The 13,432-nt window shown below is 65.0% G+C and carries 13 protein-coding genes; 5 read left to right on the top strand and 8 right to left on the bottom strand.

The genetic code is table 11. The features are described 5' to 3' along the window. Positions 1–6: 6 nt before the first annotated feature. A complete protein-coding gene (locus MasN3_RS04255; RefSeq protein ID WP_281912623.1) occupies positions 7–378 on the top strand; it encodes a hypothetical protein in 372 nt (123 codons plus the stop codon). Here MasN3_RS04255 and MasN3_RS04250 read toward each other — a convergent pair. Then, positions 375–1,277 carry a LysR family transcriptional regulator gene (locus tag MasN3_RS04250; RefSeq protein WP_281912622.1) on the bottom strand — a complete coding sequence of 301 codons (903 nt, stop codon included), beginning with the start codon at positions 1,275–1,277 and terminating at the stop codon, positions 375–377. The two genes, MasN3_RS04255 and MasN3_RS04250, sit on opposite strands and share 4 nt — an antisense overlap. Before the next feature lie 92 nt (positions 1,278–1,369). Between MasN3_RS04250 and MasN3_RS04245 the strand changes: the two genes are divergently transcribed. Beyond that, positions 1,370–2,368, top strand: a complete 999-nt coding sequence (locus MasN3_RS04245) for a sodium-dependent bicarbonate transport family permease (protein ID WP_281912621.1) — start codon at positions 1,370–1,372, stop codon at positions 2,366–2,368. Positions 2,369–2,372: 4 nt separating this feature from the next. Here MasN3_RS04245 and MasN3_RS04240 read toward each other — a convergent pair whose 3' ends face one another. Then, positions 2,373–2,558 carry a hypothetical protein gene (locus MasN3_RS04240; protein ID WP_281912620.1) on the bottom strand — a complete coding sequence of 62 codons (186 nt, stop codon included), beginning with the start codon at positions 2,556–2,558 and terminating at the stop codon, positions 2,373–2,375. Positions 2,559–2,680: 122 nt separating this feature from the next. Between MasN3_RS04240 and MasN3_RS04235 the strand changes: the two genes are divergently transcribed. Further along, on the top strand, positions 2,681–3,202 hold the full coding sequence (locus MasN3_RS04235) for a hypothetical protein (RefSeq protein WP_281912619.1): 522 nt from the start codon (positions 2,681–2,683) through the stop codon (positions 3,200–3,202). 245 nt (positions 3,203–3,447) lie between these two features. Next, positions 3,448–4,638 (top strand): IS4 family transposase, encoded by a 1,191-nt coding sequence (locus MasN3_RS04230; protein ID WP_281912618.1) that lies wholly within the window; start codon positions 3,448–3,450, stop codon positions 4,636–4,638. An 87-nt stretch (positions 4,639–4,725) separates the two neighbouring features. Here the strand turns inward: MasN3_RS04230 and MasN3_RS04225 are convergent, their stop codons facing one another. The 5 genes from MasN3_RS04225 to MasN3_RS04205 all read right to left on the bottom strand — a co-directional run bounded on the left by MasN3_RS04225 (position 4,726) and on the right by MasN3_RS04205 (position 11,652). Further along, a complete protein-coding gene (locus MasN3_RS04225; protein WP_281912617.1) occupies positions 4,726–7,548 on the bottom strand; it encodes an ATP-binding protein in 2,823 nt (940 codons plus the stop codon). Positions 7,549–7,557: 9 nt separating this feature from the next. After that, positions 7,558–8,262 carry a hypothetical protein gene (locus tag MasN3_RS04220; protein ID WP_281912616.1) on the bottom strand — a complete coding sequence of 235 codons (705 nt, stop codon included), beginning with the start codon at positions 8,260–8,262 and terminating at the stop codon, positions 7,558–7,560. Further along, positions 8,255–9,625, bottom strand: coding sequence for a hypothetical protein (locus MasN3_RS04215; RefSeq protein WP_281912615.1), 1,371 nt, complete (start codon positions 9,623–9,625; stop codon positions 8,255–8,257). The genes MasN3_RS04220 and MasN3_RS04215 overlap by 8 nt, the downstream gene beginning before the upstream one ends. A gap of 165 nt (positions 9,626–9,790) precedes the next feature. Then, complete coding sequence (locus MasN3_RS04210; RefSeq protein WP_281912614.1) at positions 9,791–10,543, bottom strand: DUF3108 domain-containing protein; 753 nt, start codon at positions 10,541–10,543, stop codon at positions 9,791–9,793. Positions 10,544–10,545: 2 nt separating this feature from the next. Further along, complete coding sequence (locus tag MasN3_RS04205; RefSeq protein ID WP_281912612.1) at positions 10,546–11,652, bottom strand: DUF3108 domain-containing protein; 1,107 nt, start codon at positions 11,650–11,652, stop codon at positions 10,546–10,548. A 125-nt stretch (positions 11,653–11,777) separates the two neighbouring features. Here MasN3_RS04205 and MasN3_RS04200 point away from each other — a divergent pair, with 125 nt between their 5' ends. Continuing rightward, positions 11,778–12,491: a PhaM family polyhydroxyalkanoate granule multifunctional regulatory protein gene (locus MasN3_RS04200; RefSeq protein WP_281912611.1), complete on the top strand. Its 714-nt coding sequence runs from the start codon at positions 11,778–11,780 to the stop codon at positions 12,489–12,491. A gap of 101 nt (positions 12,492–12,592) precedes the next feature. Here MasN3_RS04200 and MasN3_RS04195 read toward each other — a convergent pair whose 3' ends face one another. Then, a complete protein-coding gene (locus MasN3_RS04195) occupies positions 12,593–13,249 on the bottom strand; it encodes a PEP-CTERM sorting domain-containing protein (RefSeq protein WP_281912610.1) in 657 nt (218 codons plus the stop codon). Between the last annotated feature and the right edge of the window lie 183 nt (positions 13,250–13,432).

Raw genomic sequence — 13,432 nt, 5'->3', positions numbered from 1 at the left:
GCAGAGATGATGACAGAACAGTTCGTGCCCCTGCTGCTGCTGCTCGCCAGCCTCGACGGCGCTGCCCAGCCCCAGCAGAAGATCCCGCGCGCTTATCAAGGCGAATGGAACATGCACCTGAAGGACTGCGGCACATCGCGCAACGACTCGGTGCTGCGCCTGCATGGCAACCAGCTAGCCTACTTCGAGAGCACCGGCCCGGTGCGGGCCGCGGTGGCGCGCGAGCGGGAACTCGTCCTGATCGCCGAACTGAAGGGGGAAGGAGAAACGCGTCTGCATGCCGCCCACTTCCAGCTGGCGCGCGACGGGCGCAGCCTGACCGACCTCAGGAGCACGCCGCCGCTGGTGCGCTACCGCTGCCCGCTGCGGCGCAACTAGGAATGCTTCCCCGCCCGGCCGGCATGCTCGAGGTGATGCAGGAAGGCCGCGGCCACCGGTGACAGCTTCTTGCCTTTCCGGTACAGCGTCCACCAGTTCGACTGCACCGGAAATCCTTCCACCGGGAGCGACACCAGATGCTCCTCGGCCGGACGCTCGCCCAGCGCATGGCGCGAGATCACACCCAGGCCCAGGCTGGCCGCCACTGCCTGCATGATCGCTTCGTTGCTGCCCAGCTCCATGCGCACGTCCGGCCGGAATCCCAGCGCCTTGAAATGCCGGTCGCAGGCCAGCCGGGTTCCCGATCCCTTTTCGCGCAGGATGAAGCGCAGCGGCGCCAACTCGGCCAAGGCGATGCGCTCGCGCCCGACCAGCGGATGCGAGGCCGAGGCGATCACGTCGAGGGGATTGGACAGGAAGGCGTGGCGCTCGAGTTCCAGGTCGCCCGGCGGCATCGACATGATGTAGAGGTCGTCGAGGTTGTCGCGCAGGCGCTTGAGCACACCGTCGCGGTTGAGCACTTCGAGCGCGATGTCGATATCCGGAAAGGCCGCGCAAAAGGTTCCGAGAAGACGGGGCACGAAGTATCTTGCCGTACTGACCACCGACAGCCGCAGGCGGCCGCGGGTCATGCCCTGGATGCCGTCCATGTGCTGTTCGAAGGCCGTCCACTCGTCCATCATGGCGCGCGCCGTGCGCGCCAGGGCCTCCCCGGCCGCGGTCAGGTACAAGCGCTTGCCCACCTGCTCATAGAGCGGCATGCCGATCCCGTCGGCCAGCTCGCGCAGCTGCATCGACGCGGTCGGCTGCGTTACATGGCAGGCGCGGGCGGCCGCCGTCACACTCAGGTGTTCGGCAAAGGCAAGAAAGAGGCGCAGCTGGCGAAAGGTCGCGTTCATAGAGATTTATCTATACCACGCATCATAATAATCGATTTTTCTTTATTGCCGGCAGCGCTTAGGATGCAGGACCTTCTGTTGAGTCCGAACACATGAACAACTTCCTCGACCCTGCCATCCTGTTTTTTGCCTTCGGCATCCTGGCCGGCTGCGTGAAATCGAACCTCGAGATTCCCCAGCCGATCGCGCGCTTCCTGTCGCTCTACCTCCTGATGGCGCTCGGCCTGAAAGGCGGTTTCGCCCTCGCCCAATCCGGCCTGACCGCGGAAATCGCGGCCAGCCTCGGCGCCGCCGTGCTGCTGGCGGTCGCCATCCCGCTGGCCGCCTATCCCTTGCTGAAGCGTTTCGTGTCCGGCTTCGACGCGGCCGCGGTCGCGGCCACCTACGGTTCGGTCAGCGCGGTCACCTTCATCACGGCGACCCAATACCTGGACGTCCACGGGATCGCCTATGGCGGCCACATGGCGGCGGCGATGGCCCTGATGGAGTCGCCCGCCATCGTGATTGCCGTGGTGCTGGCCAATTCGCTGCGCCAGGCCGGGGCGCCGGCCGTGCTGCCGGGCGCGAACGGCAGCGCCACGCTGGGCGCGCCGGGACCGCGCGTCGGCCTCGGCAAGATCCTGCACGAGTCATTTACCGACGGCACCCAGCTGCTGCTGATCGGCGCCATGGCAGTGGGCCTGCTGACGGGCGAAGCCGGCAAGGCCGCCATGGCGCCCTTCTCGATCGACCTGTTCAAGGGCATGCTGGCCTTCTTCCTGCTCGACATGGGCTTGCACACCGCACGCAACCTGGGCAAGCTGCGCAACCAGTCGCGCTGGCTGCTGGCCTACGCGGCCGGTGCGCCGGTGGTGCATGCCAGCCTGGCCCTCTGCCTGGCCGCCCTGCTCGGCCTATCGGTGGGCAACGCCACCCTGCTGATGGTGCTGGCCGGCAGCGCCTCGTACATCGCCGTCCCGGCGGCGCTGCGCTATGCGATCCCGGAAGCCAACCCGTCGGTGTACTTCAGCATGTCGCTCGGGGTCACCTTCCCCCTGAACATCCTGCTGGGCATTCCTGCCTATGCCTGGGTAGCCGGCGCGGTGCTGTAAAGCTTCAGGAAAACAGGCTGGGCTTGGGATCGGGCACCGGTTCCTCCTCGCCCTGCGGCAGATGCGGGTGGCCGGGCTGGTGGTGCGGATGGGGCGTATCGAAGGGATCGGGCGCCGGTTCCTCGATCGGGGCCGGGTCCGGCGCGCGGTGCGCCCTCAGGGGAACATGGGCGAACGGCTCTGCATTCATGGCGGGAATCTCCTCGTCAAAGCGGAGCGGACACCTTACCATGATGGCCTGCGGGCCGCCGTTCGCTGCCGTCTTCCGTGCGGGGCGGCTACAATGGCAGGCTTGAACCAACTCATCCCGCCATGCAAGAACTTTCGATTACCACCCTCGCCCTGCTCATCCTGACCCCGCTGCTGGTCTGGCGCGTCTACCAGCGCATCAAGGCCCGCATGCTCCGCCAGCGCTCGATCGTCTCGCGCCACTACACCGGCGTGCTGGTATTCGGCGCCATGATTCTGGTGCCGCTGGCGCAGCTGTTCGACCGGCCGACCCAGCTGGCTGCGCTGCTGGCCGGTTCGGCCTTCGGTCTCGGCTGGGGCCATTACGCCTTGACGCGCACCCGCTTCGAGGACACCGAACAGGGCTACTACTTCACGCCGCCGGCGCAGCTGGGCATCCTGTTCGCGATGATTCTGGTGGCGCGCATCCTCTACCTCGGGGTCGAGATCTATGCCAACCAAGGCAAGGGCATCCCGGCGCCGAAGCTGACGGACGACATGCTGAGCATGCTGTGCGTTGGGCTGACCGCGGGCTATTTCGAACGCTACTCGGCCGGCCTGTTGCTGTGGCGGCGCAAGCTGCGCAAGGCGATCGACCTCGGATGAAAATGGGCTACCGGCCCCATTCCTTTATGAGGGTCAGGTCTGACATTTAGACACGAGCTCGAGCATTACTTTGATTGTATTGCTCAGTCCGTGTCCGAATGTCAGACCTGACCCTGACCCTTCCCCACATATTTTTCTTGTAGGTGGATGGGGTTGCTGTTAGCTTCCTGTGAAAAAAGCTGGTGCATGCATGGCTGTGTTAGCCCTCTCTTTCGTAGCGACCAAACTGCGAAGGAGAAGCAACCATGCACGCACACCGCATCATACAAAATCTGTTGGACACGAAGTGTTCCCAGATCCATGCCAAGCGCCGCTGCTGCATCGCGAAAGTGGCTGAGGCCGGCAGAATCGGCGGGCTTGGCGTTGTCAAGATGGGGCGCTCTCTAGAGGCGAAGACGAGCATTCGTCATCGCATCAAGTGCTGTGATCGTCTGCTGAGTAATCGTCATCTGTTGTCTGAGCGGCTAACGATTTTTCATGCTCTGGACGAAGCCGTTCTGGCTGGTCATCGGCACATTGCCATTACTGTCGACTGGTCCGTTTTGGTGCCTGATGGAAGCTTGCATCTCTTGCGTGCTGCGGTCACCGTCAAGGGACGTGCCTTCGTTCTTTACGAAGAGGTGCACGAGGAATCCGACCTGGGTTCTTCAAAAGTACACCGCTGCTTCCTCGAGACGCTATGCTCGCTATTGCCCGATCAATGCCGGCCGATACTGGTCACGGATGCCGGATTCCGGGCAACGTGGTTCAAGCTGGCCACGGGAATGCACATTTCGTGGGTTGGGCGTATCCGGAACCGTGACATGGTATGTGCCGAAGGATCCGGACAGTGGGATGGATGCAAGACTTGGTATGCCGGAGCGACAGCCAAGCCACGCTGTCTTGGCCGTTTTCAGTATGCACGCGCCAACGCGACACCATGCCAGCTGGTGCTGTACAAAAAGGCACCGCAAGGGCGTCATCACCGCACCAGCTTCGGCAAGAAGACAATGAGCTCCAACAGCAAGAAGAACAGGGCTGCCCAAGTTGAACCCTGGTTACTCGCCGTCTCCTCGGACTTGGAAGCATTGAGTGCGAGACAGGTAGTAGAGATCTACGCTGGCCGGATGCAGATCGAGCAAACCTTCCGGGATTTAAAAAATGCGCAATGGGGAATGGCATTAACAGAAAGCCAGACGCGCGCGCCCCAACGCCTGGAAGTGCTCTTGATGCTTGGAGCATTGATCAGCTATGCCCTCTGGCTGATCGGCTTGGCGGCAGCAAATGCTGGCTACCAAATCAACTATGGCAACACGAAGAAGTCAGGGCCAACGCTCTCGATACTTACCCTGGCACGTCATTACTTGACCGATTGCGTGCGACCTCGGCTAGATCGGCACGCCTTCCAGCTCGCCCTACTTACACTGATCAATCTGGTGCAGGTAGTGAAAATTTGAGGGGAAGGGTCAGGACCTGACCCCGGAGTGCGGGGATGACGTTCTAAGCCAACAATAAAAAGGGGAACCGGCCAGGCTCCCCTTCGCTTACGCGGCCTTCGCCTCGTCCTTCCTTCGCTGCAGCACGAAGATCGGCTGCGCCCACTGCACGTCCTTCTTCTTCTTGCTGGTGATGAGCGTCAGCTCCGACGGGTCGTACACGTCGGTGTTGTGCGTCAGCGGCGTGGTCATCAGGTACTGGGCGTCGGTGTTCTTCAGGAACTCGCCGACCAGCTGGATGTTGCGGATATCCAGGTGGGCGAAGGGTTCGTCGATGAACACGAAGCCGCCCGAGCCTTCTTCCGACTTCAGCAGGCCGATCAAGAGCACCAGCGACTTCATCACCTGCTGGCCGCCAGAGGCCTCGCCGTCGTTCATGCCGATCTGGTCCTTGCCGTCGAACTTGAAGCGCACGTGCAGGCCGGCCTGGGCCAGCTGCACGTCGTCGTTCTCCAGGCGCACCGGATCGGCCTGCACGTCGATGCCCGCCAGCTCGCCCAGCTCCTTGATGTTCTTGGAGTAGGTCTTGATGGTGTAGCGCAGGCGCTCGATGTAGGCGCCGCGCGCGTTGGCGGTGGCCTCGATCGCGCGGTTGTTCTGGTAGCGGCGCTCCTCGGTTTCGGATTGACGGCCACTGAGCTGGTCGTTCAGGCGCGCGTACTGGTCGATGACGGTGTTGTCCTGTTCCCAGTCGTCGCGTGCCAGGGCGTGCTCGAGCGAGGACAGGCGCAGGTTGACCTGGTGCGCGTTCTGGTGCTTGGCCACCAGGTCGCCGCGCCAGCCGGCGTTCTTCCAGTTCTTCGGCACGTCGCGCCAGCTCTTGCGCAGCGCCAGCAGCGCTTTGGCATGCTCAAGGCGCTGCTCGATCGTGCGGCGGTTGTTCAGGCGCATGCCGGCTTCGGCTTCGGACAGGGCCATGCGCGCGTTCTGCCACACGGTGTCGGCGCGGGTGCGCGCCACCGTCGCGTTCTTGGTCAGCAACGACAGTTCGCCCAGGCGCGCGCCCACTTCCAGGCGCTCGGCCTTGAGCGGGGCCAGCGCGCGTGCGACTTCCTCGAACTCGGCCTGGCGCGCGGCCAGTTCCTTGGCGGCGTCGACGCCGGCGATGCGGCCCTTCAAGGCGCCTACCTCGGCGGCGAGCTTGCTGATCGCCAGGGTCAGCGCGTCTTCCTGCGCTTCCAGTGCCGGGAGCGACTTCTGGATCGCTTCCAGGCGCTGGGTCTTGCCGGCGGAGCCGAAGCGGTAGCGCGAAGGTTCCACGAACAGCGAGCGTCCGCCGCGGCGTTCGCGGTGGTAGGCGTCCGGGGTGATCCATTCGTCGCAATCCGACTTGAAGCCGGCGTCCACCGAATCCACGCGCTCGATGCGTTCCAGCTGGTCGATCAGCCAGCCCGGCGCCTTGCCGGAAAAACGCACCACCGACAGCAGGCTGGCATCCTTGACCACCGGCGCCTCGACGCAGTCGGGCACGATGAAGTGGCGATAGCGCTCCTTCTCGGCCAGGCGGTAGGCCGCCGGCGCATCCTTGGCTTTTTCAAGCAGCACCACCGAGGCGTAGCCGCCCAGCACGCCCTCGACCGCGCCCTGCCACTTCGGATCGGTCACTTCGACGATGTCCGACAGCATGGCATGGGCGATGCCCTCGTCGCGCAGCGCACGGCGCATCTGGCGCTGGGCTTCCGGCTCCGGCATCGCGCTCTTGCCCTGCAGCGCCGAGATGGTGGCCAGCTCGCCGGCGATTTTTGCGGCGATGTTGTCGCGCGTTGCTTTTTGCTTGGCGAGTTCCGCTTCTTTTTCGTTCAGCTGGTTGGCGACTTCCGCCAGGTCGGCGCCGGCATCCAGCGACAGCTTCTGCAGGCGCTCCTTCTGTTCCAGCAGGCTTTCCAGCGGCTTGAGCTTCTGGTTGACCTGGGTGAGGCGGCTGGCCAGCTCGGTGGCTTCCTGTTCCAGCTGGGTTTCCTGCTTCTGCGCTTCGGTGAGCGCGCGCTGCTGGGCTGCCAGCTGCTGGCGCTTCTCGGCCAGGATCGAATCGGCCTGCAACAGCGGCTTGCGGGCTTCCTTGAGGTTGCGGCTGGTGAAGGCGGCCTTTTCGCGCGCTTCAATGTATTCGAGCGCCGGCAGCACCTCTTCCTGCAGTTCGCGCTTTTCCTTGTGCAGGTCTTCCCACTGGTGGTAGTTGGCCACGCGCAGGCGCAGGCCTTCCAGGTTGATGCGCGAGGTTTCCAGTTCGGCCTCGAAGCGCTTCAGTTCCGTCTCGGTATCGCGCTGGTGGCGCTTGGCTTCGTCGTAGGCGTCCAGCACTTCCTTGTCGCCGAAGACCTGGAACACCAGATCCAGCAGCTGGCGCGGCGCGTATTCGCACAGCTTGTCGGTCTCGCCCTGCTCCAGCGCCAGCACCTTCGACATCGCCGGCGACAGGCCGGCCGAGGCCAGGCGCTTCTTGTAGTTCTCCACGCCCAGCCAGTCGGTGGCGTCGGTGACTTCCTCGATCTCGACGTTCCCTGGGCGCATCAGGTACTGGCGCTTCCAGTCGCCGCCGTTCTTCTGCACCTGGCAGAACAGGGTCACTTCGTCGTCGGCGAAGAAGCCGGAATGGCGGAACGGGCGGTTCGACAGCTGGCGGCCGGACGGCTTGTTGTCGACCACGGCGCGCAGCCAGGCACTCTGCTGGCCCGAGTGGCGCGCATAGTGTTTATAGGTGCGGCCCATCGAGCAGTCCAGGCCGAACAGGGTGCGCAGCGCGTCGAGCAGCGTGGTCTTGCCGGAGCCGTTCTGGCCGGCGATCGTGATGATCTTGGCGTCCAGCGGGATGTTCTTGATCCGCTGCCAGTAATCCCAGTGGACCAGTTCGAGTGATTTGATGTGGAACATGGGCTTACCTTAGTTCGGAGTTTCTTCGTCAGCGGCGGCTTCGACGACCGCATCGTTGGCGGCATCGATCTTGCGCGGGGCGGCGGCCAGCGGCGCGCGCTTGAACACCTCGGCCAGGGCGCCGTTGATGATGCGCTCCTTCAGCAGGTCGGTGTCCATCATCAGGTCCAGCAGCGGGCCTTCCAGGATCACGTCGCCGCGGCGCTCGATGAAGCCGAGCTTGGACAGCACGCCCAGGTTCATGTCCATGCGGGTCTTCTTGCCCAGCTTGTCGCCGAAGTCGGACAGCAGCGCGGTGTAGGAGATGCCGATCGAGGTATCCTCGGCACGCGGGATCGGCGTGTCCTGCCCGAACATGTCGGTCTGGTCGTCCGCCACCGTGGTGTGGGTTTCCTGGCGCTCGCGCTTCGGGAGGATGATCTGCGCCCACAGCACCACCAGGAGGGCCACGCCGTCGCGGGTCAGGCCGAAGTTGTTGTTCTGCCAGATGTCCTTGGCGCCGAAGATCTTCGGCTCGACGTTACGGTGCAGGGCGATCGTCACGTGGTCGGCGTAGACGTTGTCGAGCAGCTTCAGGCCGCATTCCAGCAGGCGCTTGTCCACCTCCTGGCGGAACTGCTCGTCCGACAGCGCGCGCTTGACCATCTTGTCGTCGCGGCGCAGGGTCTGGTGCGTCAGCAGGCGCGCGATCAGGATTTGTGCGTCGTCATTCATCGGGGTTACCGCTTTCAAGATTCAGTGAGAGGGAGGCGATCGACATCGCCGCCACTTCCGGGTCGTCGAGCTGGATCATCTCGTCGGTCGGTTCGAATTTCACGGGCAGGCGCGCCAGCTCGGCGGTCGCGCCCTGCAGGCTGGCCTCGGACGCATCGCCCAGCAGGGGCAGCAGCGACGCCCGGTAGGACGCAACGGCGAAGCTGGCCGGCAGCAGCGACTCGTGCAGCGCCACCTTCTTCGGGCCGCTGTCCGAGAACTCGGGGAAGTTGCCGAGGTTGGCGAAGTCGGCCAGCTTGTTGATCCAGTCGTTCAGTTCGGCCTGCATCGCCGGGTTGTCGTTGACGGTCAAGGGTGCGTCGGTACCGGTCGGCAGGCCTTTCGGGCCGGTCGAGGTCACGCGCTCGAGCAGCAGCTCGGTCTCGGCCACGTCGATCATCTCGGCCGGGGTGCCGAACAGCGGCACCACCGGACGGTCGATCGCGTCCTCGGCCAGGCTGGCCAGGTCCTCGTGGGCCAGCAGCCAGCGTTTCACGTCGGTGGTCGACAGGCCGGACTGGCCCAGGTGCACGCGCTGGCGCTCGATCTGGTTCAGGGCGCGCGAGAACATGCCCTGCATGTTCAGCAGCGCGCTCTGGGCGCGGCCGATGGCCTGCGCCGCCTTGTGGGTGGCCGCGTCGGCGGCCGGGTCCTGGAGGATGGCGCGCAGGATGACCGAGCCCTTCTCGACCCAGTCGCAGGCCATGTGCCACTTCGCCTGCGAGGTGCGCAGGCGGAATTCGGAACCAGAAGCGATGGCGTCGCGGAACTCCTCGGTGAGTTCGACCAGGCGTCCCAGCAGGTGGCGCAGCTGCTCCACGGTGACCCCGCCCACGGCCTGGGCGCCGGCCACCTGCGACAGCAGGAAGCCCATCTCGGCATCGTCTTCTTCCGGCTTGGCCAGCGCGATCAGGGTGTCGAGCGCGGACAGCACGTTGCGCGCCAGCGGCGTGATGCGGTAGACGGCGCTGGGGCCGTCCCAGGCCAGCAGGCCGTGGCTGCGCAGGCGGTTCAGGACCGTCTCCAGGCTTTCCGCGGTCAGGTAGGCCAGCTTGTTGTTGATGTCGGCACGCGAGAAGCTTGATGCGCCAGTGTCGCTGGCCAGCTCGCGCAGCACCAGGAGGCGCACCAGCACGCCGTCCTGGGTGCCGTGGAACAGCGCCGTGAAGGCTGACAGCATGGGCTGGGCGCGCTTGAGGTGGTAAACCTGCTCGATCTCGTCGGGCGCGACGCCGTCCTGGAAGTGCGCCTGCAGGGGGTCGTCTTCCAGTGGAGTCGAAAGGGATTCTACGGCGAGCGCCGCGCCGCCAAGGTGGTCGATCATATAAGTACCGTTCTCTGGCGCGGACCGGCTCAACCGGTCCGCGGGGGCGCCAGTATAACAGTTTAGGATCGGCAACTAGCGGCTGCGGGGGCCCGCGATTGCAGGAAAGACACACCTATCCATTGCCTTAAAAACAAGACAATATTGCATTTTGTGAAATCCAATTCAGGGTTTCGTCACAGTTTTGAGGGTCTGTTCGATCTGTTCCTTGTCGCCGTCGGCATAGCGCAGCTTGACCGGGTACCACTCCTGCTGCGGCGCCAGCCACACCTCGAGCACCTGGTCCTTCTTGTCGGCCACCGGCTGGCGCGCCACCAGGACGGCCTCGACCTCGCCCAGGCCGGTGCGCACTTTTTCGCGCCTGATCACCTTGAACACCCAGGTTTCCGCATCGCGGCGGCCGGCCACGAAAAAGGGCCACTCGGAACCCGGCTTGAAGCGCTCGCCGGCGCCGCGCGCCACGGCGGCCAGCTGCCAGGTGATCGAGACGCGGTCCTGTTCGCCGCCCTTGAGCGGATAGACCTGCTTGCTTTCGCTGAAGCGCAGCGCTTTCGCCTCGCGGTCGAAGGTGGCCGTGGTCGGGTCCTTGCGCATGCGTTTTTCGACGAATTCGGCGGGGGCCAGGCCGAAGGCGTCGATCGTGCCGCTGCTGCGGTCCTGGGTGATGGTGCCCAGCAGCGGCACCTTCGATTCGGCGCTCACGGTGTACTTGCCGTCGCCGGCGCGCCAGCTGACGATGGCTTCGCCCTTCAGGCCGAAGCCGCGCTGGCGGGCCTGCAATTCGTAGTGGAGATCGGCCGAAGGCGGCAATTCGAACTTGCGCTTGATGGCGGCCGGGGCATCCTGTGCGGCGGCAGTGCCCAGGGTAAGCGCCAGCAGCAGGCCGCAGCCGGCATGTCGTAGGGCAGAGTTTTGCATATCTAGAATCCTGGTTGGGTCATGGCGATGTCACTCGCCGTTTGCGTGGTTACCGCGCCGTTGGCTTCGCTGCTGCGGATCTGCACCGGCAGCCAGCCATGCGCGGGCGAGAGCCAGATGTCCAGCCGCGACTTGTACGAACCCGGCTTCGGCGGGCGCGTGATGCGCACGGTCTGCAAACGGCCCAGCGGGGTGTCGATGTCCTCCGGTCCCGTCACCTTGAAGGTGTACATGGCGCCCCAGCGCTCTTCGCCGACGAAGATGTCGATGTCGCCGCTCAGCTGGGCCGGGTCGCCGCGCGCGATGGCAGCCAGCTGCAGCGGCACCGTGGCCTTGTCCTGCGCGCCTGGCTGCAAGGCGTAGCTGCCCTCCGAAGCAGAGAAGCTCAGCTTGTTGGCGGGCCAGTCGAAATGGGTCGCCGTCAGCGCCCGGCCGCGGCGCTTTTCGGTCATCTTCACCGGCGCCAGGCCGGTGTTGCCGAGATGGCCTTCGCTGGTGAGCACCGCCAGGTTCACGCGCGCGAACACGATCTTGATGCCGGCTTCGAAGCGCATCCGGTAAGCCTGGTCGTTGCGCTTCCAGGACAGCAAAGCCTGGCCGCTCCAGGTGGTGCCGTCGGCGTCGGTGCGCGCCACCTTGTAGCTGAGCTCGGCCGGCGGCGGCACGTCCACCTGGTAGCGCCGCACCGTGTGCACGAGCGGCGCCGGACCGGGCTCGGGTTCGGCCGCGGCCGGTTCGGCTTGGATGGCCACCGGCGCCGCGGCAGCGGGCTCGGCCGGTAGCGTGGTCGCCTGCGCCGGCGGACCGGGGCGCACCGGCTCCCCTACCGCCTCCTCGGTCACCGCGATCGTGGGTAGCGGTCCGAAGTCCGGCAAGGGCGGCTGCACCAGCTTCGGCGCCGGCGGCGGCACGGATTCGGTCGCCGGCGCGTCGAACGGCGCCGGCGGCAGCAGCTGCGCCAGGCTGATTGAGGCTTCGCCCTCGCGCGCCGGCAGCGCGATGCCCTGCGTGCCCGCGGTGAGCCAGCCCAGCACCAGCCAGTGCAGCAGCACGATGAGCGTGCCCAGCACCAGGGCGCGCAGCCGCTGAGGAGGAAAAGCGGAACTCATGCTGCTAGTGTAGCCTGAGCGCCGCCGGGGCGCAGGGACGCGGCACATTGGCGCGTTTGCCGTGCAAGCTTTGTCGCGTGTTATTTATCTGCTACGCTTGAAGCTTCTAGCCAAGGAGAAGACCGATGCTCAAGCCGCCCAACGCTGCCGGAATGCCCGATACGCTCGAATTCGTCAAGAACCTCTGGGGAAGCATGAACATCCCCGGCGTCGGCGTGCCGGGCATGACCGGCTCCAGCCTGTCCGTGGACGAGCTGGACAAAAAGATCGCCGACCTCAAGGCGGTCGAATCCTGGCTCAACCTGAACCTGGGCATGCTGCGCGGGACCATCCAGGCGCTCGAAGTCCAGCGCGGCACCCTCGCCACCCTGAAAGCCATGGGCGACAGCATGGCGCAGGCCATGCAGCGCGCCGGCAGCGACCCGGCCATGGCGGCGCCCTTCACGCAGTTCTTCGCACAGGCGGCCGGCGCCCCCACCCCTCCCCCGCCACCGGCGCCGGAAGCGCAGGCCGAGCAGGCCGCCCCCCCGTCCGGTCAGGCGGAGTCGTCCGGCCAGGCGGCCGCGAACAGCGCCATGCCGGCGGCCGTCGCGTGGTGGAATTTGTTGCAGGATCAATTCCGTCAGGCCGTCAGCAGCGCCATGCCGGCGGCCGGCACCGCGGCGGAAGCACCCGCCGGCGCCAACGATGGCGCGGCCAGGCCGGCCCCGGCCAACCCGAAAGCGCGCGGCGGCTCGCCGCTGGACGTGTCCGGCGGCGCGCAACCCGCGTCGCCAGCCAGCCCGGGCGGTTCCGGCCGGGTGGGCCGCAATCCGCGCGTCAAGGCCGACAAGGGCTGAGGGCCGCGTCACGGCGCTTCAGCGGCGGCGGCCTGAAGCTGACAGCGCATATGACAACGCCCCCGCAAGGGGGGCGCTGTCTGCTGGGGCTTGGCCGAAGCTCAGGCCTTGCGGCGCTTGACGCCGATACGCAGACCGGCAAGGCCGAGGCCGATCAATGCCAGGCTGGCAGGCTCGGGCACCTCGTTGCCGCCGCCTTCGCTGGCGGGTGCGTTCAGCAGGGTGAGGGTGGCGGTCAGGTTCTTCGTGCCGACATTGGTAAAGCTCAGGTCCAGCAGGTCGAGGCTGAAGCGGCCGCCGTTACCGAAGGTGACTTCCTTCGGGGCGAACACGAGCTTGTAATCCTCATCCGCATCGTTGACGGGGCCCGGATAGGCGGTACCGATCATCAGCAGATCCTGAACTCCGCTAAACGGATTGGTGAAATTGAACTTGACCCCGAGATTGAGACCATCGGTTTCGTCATTCGGGCCGTTGCCACTGGCAGGGCAGCCGCCCGGATTGATGCACGCCTCGCTCAGAATGACGTTGGCAACGTTGAACGTGAAGGATTGACCGACGTCGAGGCCGAAAGCGGCCGGTGCGGCGAACGCTTGGAAGACGACGTCGAGCTGTTCCTGGTTGCCGTTTCCAGGACCGTAGCCAGAGCCGGGCGTCAAGGTGATGGTGTTGATCTGGAATGGAATCGGTGCAGCAAATGCGGGCACGGCCAGGCAGCTTGCAGCGACCAGACCCAGGAAGAACTGTTTGATTTTCATTTTTCGTCTCTTTCAGATGATGACATGGGGAACAGCATGTCACTGAAAAGCAACGAATGTGCCAGATGCAAATACTCAAAAAATTCAATGACTTAGGCCCGATTTTATGAAAGTTAAATAAAATCTGGAAAAAGTTCCGACGATTCTTTCTCCATTGCAGTGAAAACCAAGTCTACTTTTTCC

Source organism: Massilia varians (assembly GCF_027923905.1).
Classification (GTDB): Bacteria; Pseudomonadota; Gammaproteobacteria; order Burkholderiales; family Burkholderiaceae_D; genus Telluria; species Telluria varians_B.
Note: the sequence above shows the minus strand (reverse complement) of the source record. Positions and strands in the feature narration are given on the sequence as shown.

Excerpts from the sequence above, each read along its gene's own strand:
- MasN3_RS04200 (WP_281912611.1), top strand. The coding sequence starts at position 11,778 with ATGCTCAAGCCGCCCAACGCTGCCGGAATGCCCGATACGCTCGAATTC.
- MasN3_RS04215 (WP_281912615.1), bottom strand. The coding sequence starts at position 9,625 with ATGATCGACCACCTTGGCGGCGCGGCGCTCGCCGTAGAATCCCTTTCG.
- MasN3_RS04245 (WP_281912621.1), top strand. The coding sequence starts at position 1,370 with ATGAACAACTTCCTCGACCCTGCCATCCTGTTTTTTGCCTTCGGCATC.
- MasN3_RS04235 (WP_281912619.1), top strand. The coding sequence starts at position 2,681 with ATGCAAGAACTTTCGATTACCACCCTCGCCCTGCTCATCCTGACCCCG.
- MasN3_RS04230 (WP_281912618.1), top strand. The coding sequence starts at position 3,448 with ATGCACGCACACCGCATCATACAAAATCTGTTGGACACGAAGTGTTCC.
- MasN3_RS04210 (WP_281912614.1), bottom strand. The coding sequence starts at position 10,543 with ATGCAAAACTCTGCCCTACGACATGCCGGCTGCGGCCTGCTGCTGGCG.
- MasN3_RS04220 (WP_281912616.1), bottom strand. The coding sequence starts at position 8,262 with ATGAATGACGACGCACAAATCCTGATCGCGCGCCTGCTGACGCACCAG.
- MasN3_RS04225 (WP_281912617.1), bottom strand. The coding sequence starts at position 7,548 with ATGTTCCACATCAAATCACTCGAACTGGTCCACTGGGATTACTGGCAG.
- MasN3_RS04255 (WP_281912623.1), top strand. The coding sequence starts at position 7 with ATGATGACAGAACAGTTCGTGCCCCTGCTGCTGCTGCTCGCCAGCCTC.
- MasN3_RS04250 (WP_281912622.1), bottom strand. The coding sequence starts at position 1,277 with ATGAACGCGACCTTTCGCCAGCTGCGCCTCTTTCTTGCCTTTGCCGAA.
- MasN3_RS04240 (WP_281912620.1), bottom strand. The coding sequence starts at position 2,558 with ATGAATGCAGAGCCGTTCGCCCATGTTCCCCTGAGGGCGCACCGCGCG.
- MasN3_RS04195 (WP_281912610.1), bottom strand. The coding sequence starts at position 13,249 with ATGAAAATCAAACAGTTCTTCCTGGGTCTGGTCGCTGCAAGCTGCCTG.
- MasN3_RS04205 (WP_281912612.1), bottom strand. The coding sequence starts at position 11,652 with ATGAGTTCCGCTTTTCCTCCTCAGCGGCTGCGCGCCCTGGTGCTGGGC.